A 5602-nucleotide genomic window follows, 5' to 3' on the forward strand; every position below is an offset into this window, starting at 1 on the left:
AAATCAACATGCCCAAAACCTTCGGGTAGCTGTGGTCGACGAGACATCTGTTCCAGATAAAATGCTTGGTAATGATGCCTGAGCATAGCTGGATTCAGGTTAAGGATTTAGAAATTACGATTGGTATTACGAATCAATTCTCCCCGCTTATTGTAGAGTTTCTTTATATCGGCCAGTTCATCAACAAAACCACTCCAATATTTTCTCACTTCTTTTTCCTTCTTTCTGAGAACCTCAATCTCTTCAGCAATCTCGTCAACCAGACCCTGATCTCCCTGAACAAACTTATCAAACCTTGGAAAAGCAAAGCACATCACATCAAAAAATGGCTCTAGACAACTCACTTCTTCTTCAGACTTTCTAATCACCTCACAAAACTTTTTTCCAAAAAAACGATCTGGTAATTTTTGTTCATCAATAAAACCTCTAAATGCCTTAATAGTGAATGTGGAATCAGAAACAAATTTAAGATGATCATGAAGCTTGGTAATCGCCAAGTCAGCCAATGCATAGCGAGCTCTGGCCACATCAACTGTTGTCAACTTAGATTCTAATTGAACAAGGTCATCCTGAATTCGTAAAATAGAATGACCAGCATGAAAATCCTGTACAGATTTATCAATACCTGCATGAAGTATAAAGGCGTGCCTTTCCAGCTGTGAATCCAACCCCTTACTACTCTCATCTTCCTTGTTTATAGTCAATTTCTTATCCGAACCACTCTTTTTTCTACCTTTGGGTTTGACACTACTACTTGCTGTGGCTGATTCTTTATTTCCTGTTACCTCCTCTGCCTCTAAGTCAGCAGCATTTTTGGTAGCACAGCCAGAAATCCAGACTAATACATCATCGATGCTCTTTCTTCTCTCTTCGATGGCACATACTAATTCCTGCTCAACATTATTTATTACTTTATCCCTGGAATGTCCCCCTTTCACCAAATCTAGTAACACATCCAATATGTCACACATAGCCTTTGCCTGATCATAATTAGCATGCAGGTTCTTGTTTGCACGTAATCTTTCACTCAAATACTCTAAGCTCGTTAATATCCTTTGAATACACTCAAAACCCACACTGCTTTTCACGCTTTCATGCAACATCAGTTTTGATAACCTCAAAGCATCCTTCGGATCATCAAAAAACAAATAAGCCATTATCCATGGAGGCAAGTCCTCACTATTAATTTGTACTGTGCTCTCTCTAAATAAAGGCGCACTTATTGCACGCAGCCATGAAATAAAAAACTGCCCATACCCCACTAAGCTGCTTTCGAGCGCATTAACGCTTGTTGTATCAAAAAAAGACCTGCGTACTCCTTGCCCATGAATATACAATTCAAACTGTTCCAATGATGTCTTACCCACCTCATCTCTAAGCCTTGTGTATAATCTAAAGTCCTGACCTCCATTTCGATCAGATCGCTGATCAGCTGGCATCAACCTCGTAAAGTCACAGAGCATTTGAAAGTATTCAAAATTTTCAAGAACCCATTCCAACAACTGCTTATCTGAACACAATACTTCCCAGACGTACCTTCTGGTAAAAGAGATATTAGCGCCATAAATTAAATTTCTGTATATAAGCAGGCTCTCCAGACGACTCAGAGAATGCCAATGATAACTCTCCAAGCGCTTTATAACTCCCTTTTTAGTTAACCTGGGCACTCTTTTTTCACGATCCAGAGATTGAAGTTCTTTAAGAAGATCACCACTAAAAGTTTGAACTCCAGATTTAGAAGCTGAGTCACTAGTCAGCGTTTTTAGTGCATTTAGGAGAGGCATGACTCTGGCATTAATTTCAGGAAGAGTTTGAGACAGATTACCATGAAATACGTATCTGCCACCGATGTCATCACACAGCACACTCATTTTTTCAAGGGGCTTGTCTATGGATAACAACCGTTGCTCAATCGCTTGAAGCTCTCTATCAATTTCCACCAGACTTAGGACTGCATGGCCTCCAGAAGCTACAGGCTGACACTCTCTCAGCCTGAATTCCATCCTGCAGTCATCGTTTGAATCATTACCTTTTTCAAGGTAAACCTTTTCAGACTTTTCAGCTTTCACATTCCAAAAACCAAGCTTTGATTTAACCTGTCCAGCCAACTCATTATCAAAATGATTTGGCTGAACCGGTGGATTACTGCACCCCTGGCAGTCATTTTTTTTTGCAAAATCCATAATTAGCAACGCAACCTGATAAGTAAACAAAAGTGACTAATTCGTCCTTGTTTTGATCTTTACTATATTCTGAAACTTCTCATCAAAGGACTTATTAAATACTCAACTACACTTTTGTTCCCAGTCACAATATCGGTTATTCCTGTCATGCCGGGAATCAAAAGTAAGGGACTATTATTACCTGACAGCACTATTCGAACCCGGTAATAAGGCAGCCCTTTTTCATCATCCAGCGTATCAACACTGATCGTATCAACATGCCCTTTTAAACAACCAAAAGTAGCAAATTCATAAGCACTCAACTTTATCAGAGCTCGTTGCCCCGACTGCAGGAAAGCTATATCCGCCGGTTGAATACGGGCTTCAAAAATAAGCGGATCTTCTGCGGGAACAATCTCAACTATGGTACTTCCTGGCTGAATCACACTGCCTTCTGTATTAACCTTTATCGTTTTAATCAGGCCATCTACCGGTGCATATAAAGCGGCTTTTCGCACCCGATCTTCCAGACCACTCTGCCCCTCCAACAGTTTACCCAACCGATCCCTTGTATCCTGTAACTCTTTTTGCAGTTCAGCACGATAACGAATGACCAGGTCATTACGACGCCCAACTGATTCTGCCAACGCTGCCTCAAGGCGAGTCGCCATTAACTGGGCGTTGGTCAGCTCCCCCTGAAGCTCATTTGCTTTTCGTTCCAGATTAATGATCTCTACACGGGTAATAACGCCCTCATTAGCCAGTGGTTTCTTTAGCGATAACTCTTCATCTGCAAGCTGTATGCTTCTGGCAATCGTTTTTGCTTTCTCTCTTAACTCATTTAATTCATGCCGCTTCTGAATAACTTGCTGGTCGAAAATGATGACCTGGCTTTTCAGTGCCGCCATCCGCTCCTTCATCAGTGCTTTTTGTTGAAATACTTGTTCAGGAAAGTGTTTTAGATACTCTTCAGGGAAATTAATATCTCGATTGTCGTCTATGAACCACTCACCATTTGGCGAATCCACCAGTGCAGATAACTCTGACCGAAGCCTGGCAACTGAACACTGCAAACTTTCCAGTTCAGACTCATTCACCCGGAAAGAAGACTGATAGCGGGTTTCATCAATCTGTAGCAGCATATCTCCAGCATTGACAAACTCTCCTTCTCTGACATGCAGAGACTTCAGAGTCCCACCATCCAGACTCTGAACTTCTTGAACTCTGCTGGAAGGGATAATACGTCCATGGCCTGTGACGGTCTCATCCATCATTGCCAGACAGCTCCAGACAATTAACGAAACAACAAAGAAAACGACCACCCAGACAAACCAGCGTGAAGTAACCGAAATATCAATCAGTTGGGACTGTTGACGACTACTGGCCGTCAGCTGCAACCACTCCAGCCATGATTTGGCCCTCACGCCTTCTGCACTCCTGCACGAACAGGCTGGTCGGAGACCAGCCTTCCTCCATCCAGCATCAGCACACGATCAACGACAGAAAGCAAACTGCTTCGGTGGGTAATAATGATCAGGGTTATATGCTTTGGCAGACTCTTGAGCGTCTTTTGAACCCTGGCATCCATTAGGCTGTCCATATGAGCTGAGGGCTCGTCAAGGATCAGAACATTCGGTTTTGATAACATAGCCCTTGCCAGTGCAACCGCTCGACGCTGCCCGCCAGAAAGTTGTCGCCCGCCTTCACCAACGGGATATTCCAGAGCAGCCAGAGAGTCACCGGTAAAAAGAGTGACCCCACAGTCTCTGGCAATAGCCAGTAGCTCATCTTCACAAAAGCAGCCCCCTCCCAGGGTAATGTTATCCAAAACCGAACCATGAAATAGCCAGGGGTCCTGAGCCAGAAAACCTACCTTTGCTCTCAATGTTGATGGGTGAATATCTCCCAGGACAATATCATCAAGTAAGACCTGTCCCTGATCTGGCAGGTAGAGAGCCGCCAGAATACGGGCAAACGTTGATTTACCCGAGCCTGAACGCCCCACAACAGCAACCCTCTCACCACTGGAAATGGACACTGAGATATCAGTCAGTGCAGGAGTAACGCTATCAGGATAAGAAAAGGACAGCTGTTTTAGTTCAATATTCCCGTGCAATCCTTTCACTGTGCGATAGAGTGCGTTCTGAGTCTGCTCTTCAGGCGCGCACATCAACTGATTGATAACCATGAAAGCACTGCGAGCCTGATAATACCTTGTCCCCAGAAGAGCAAGCTGCATGAAAGGTGCGACGGCTCGACCTGAAAGCATCATAATGGCTATCAGTGCCCCCATATTCATGTTTCCAGTGCTGATGAAAATCACACCAAAATATACAGTGGCAACAGTTGCCAGTTGCTGAAGCCATGTAGCTATCGCAGTAACATTACCGGTAATTGTCCGGGTTCTAAGTGCCCAGGTCGCCATATGCCCTGTCGCCTGCTCCCAGCGCTGTTGAAAACGACTTTGAGCCCCTGCAAGCCGAAGACTTTCAAGGCCGGTAATGCTTTCAACCAGGTCCCCATGCTTTCGTGCCGACAGCCTCTCACTCTCTTCGATACTCTGGCGAAGCCGGGGCTGCACAGCCAGGCTGATAAACGACATTACGATGATAGCTAGAATGGGAATCCACACCAGCTGTCCTCCCATAAGCCCTATAACAACCAGAAACAGGATGGCAAATGGTAAGTCAACCAATGCAGTCAGCGTGGTAGAGGTCATAAACTCCCGAATCGCCTCAAAATCCTGAACCTGCCTTGCAAATGAGCCAACAGCAGCCGGTATTGAGGACATTCTGACGCCCATAATCTTGGCAAATAACTGACTGGACATCAGCAAGTCTGACTTTTTGGCAGCGATATCGATAAATCGTGTGCGTAGCTGCCGACAAACCATTTCGAAAGTGATAACTACGAGCACGCCCGTGGTCAGGGTATTGAGGGTTGTAAGTGCCATACCGGGAATTACCCGATCATAAATAAGGCGAACAAACAGTGGCACAGCCAGTGCGAACAGGTTGATAAGAAGGGATGCCAGCAACACTTCCCGATAGATCCGCCGTCCCTCCAGCAAAGAGCCCCAGAACCAGTGATTCCGCCAGTCGGGTGGAAAGTTTGGGTCACGACTATCCTGAATTCGCGCCAAACTGAAAAAAAGAATGGAGCTTTCCATACCTTCAAGGAATAAATCCGGGCTTAACCGGTCAAGCTTCATATCAATCTCTGGCCGTCTAATACCAATTGAATTTTCTAACTACTGTATAACTGCCCAATCACGGGAGCACAGACTGAACAGTCGACCAGCTTCGCTGCAAAGGTTATTCCAAGCTTCACAGCAACAATCTACAATATTTTCATAACCTGAAAATGCTTTGTTTGATAAGTCATGCTCCCGCATCCACTCCCATAGCCTTTCTGAGCTGTTTAACTCCGGTGCGAATGGT

General features: G+C 44.6%; 3 protein-coding genes and 1 pseudogene. All 4 read right to left on the reverse strand.

Translation table 11 applies throughout. From position 1 onward, the window contains the following. Positions 1–107: 107 nt before the first annotated feature. Positions 108–2183 carry a hypothetical protein gene (locus AK963_RS24845; RefSeq protein WP_066018078.1) on the reverse strand — a complete coding sequence of 692 codons (2076 nt, stop codon included), beginning with the start codon at positions 2181–2183 and terminating at the stop codon, positions 108–110. A 62-nt stretch (positions 2184–2245) separates the two neighbouring features. Further along, positions 2246–3586, reverse strand: a complete 1341-nt coding sequence (locus AK963_RS24850; RefSeq protein ID WP_066018079.1) for an HlyD family type I secretion periplasmic adaptor subunit — start codon at positions 3584–3586, stop codon at positions 2246–2248. Continuing rightward, the gene (locus AK963_RS24855) at positions 3583–5400 is read right to left on the reverse strand and encodes a type I secretion system permease/ATPase (RefSeq protein WP_083232880.1); all 1818 of its coding nucleotides are present in this window, start codon (positions 5398–5400) and stop codon (positions 3583–3585) included. Before AK963_RS24855 ends, AK963_RS24850 begins: the two co-directional genes overlap by 4 nt. A gap of 12 nt (positions 5401–5412) precedes the next feature. Further along, positions 5413–5602, reverse strand: a pseudogene (locus tag AK963_RS35895) (IS630 family transposase); the annotation flags it as partial.

It is taken from the genome of Endozoicomonas atrinae (assembly GCF_001647025.1).
Lineage (GTDB): Bacteria > Pseudomonadota > Gammaproteobacteria > Pseudomonadales > Endozoicomonadaceae > Endozoicomonas > Endozoicomonas atrinae.

Bases quoted from the DNA above. Each gene is read 5' to 3' on its own strand.
- AK963_RS24845 (WP_066018078.1), bottom strand. From the start codon at position 2,183: ATGGATTTTGCAAAAAAAAATGACTGCCAGGGGTGCAGTAATCCACCG.